Source organism: Polaromonas sp. P4_H1 (assembly GCF_056400945.1).
Window position 1 is genome coordinate 1 of the sequence record NZ_JBFUKG010000125.1, and the last position, 550, is coordinate 550.

Here is a 550-nt window from a genome sequence, read left to right on the forward strand (position 1 = left end):
CTGGAAGCGACACACAGGGCTGATCCACCGACAGCGCCTGCACGATGGCCGGGGGCGCCGACGGCGCGCGGGCGAAAACCTGCGCCATGGCCTGGCGCACCAGCGGCGACGCGTCATCGAGCAGCATCAGCAGCGCGCCTTCGGCTGCGGCACGGTCGTCGTCTGAAAGATCAGAAAAAATCCAGGCCCGCGCCAAAGAGCGCGTTGCCTCTGCCCGCTCGCTGGCTGGAGCGGTCCGTACCCAACTGATGAACTGCCGAACAATCATGGTTCTGCCAGCCTACGCAACAAGATCAACACCGAAACGCGATGCCACTGTCAGAGAAAATAAACCATGCCACTTAACAAACGGTTCACCATAAGCTTATGGGTTTGTTGAGGTTTTATTAAGGGATCGGACACGCGGGGAAATCTGTGGCTCCCGGTGAATATCACACACTCCGCCCTCATCCTGAGGAGCGCGCCCTTGCGCGCGTCTCGAAGGATGGCCGCTAGCGGCGATGCCTGCCAACAGCTCATGGTTCGAGACGGCRCTGCGCGCCTCCTCACC

Annotated in this window: 1 protein-coding gene; it reads right to left on the bottom strand. The window is 61.2% G+C overall.

Annotated elements, in window-relative coordinates; translation table 11 throughout:
* On the bottom strand, positions 1 to 268 hold a 268-nt coding region (locus AC1DS5_RS25470; RefSeq protein WP_477721024.1), incomplete at its 3' end, for a hypothetical protein.
* Positions 269 to 550 lie beyond the last annotated feature (282 nt).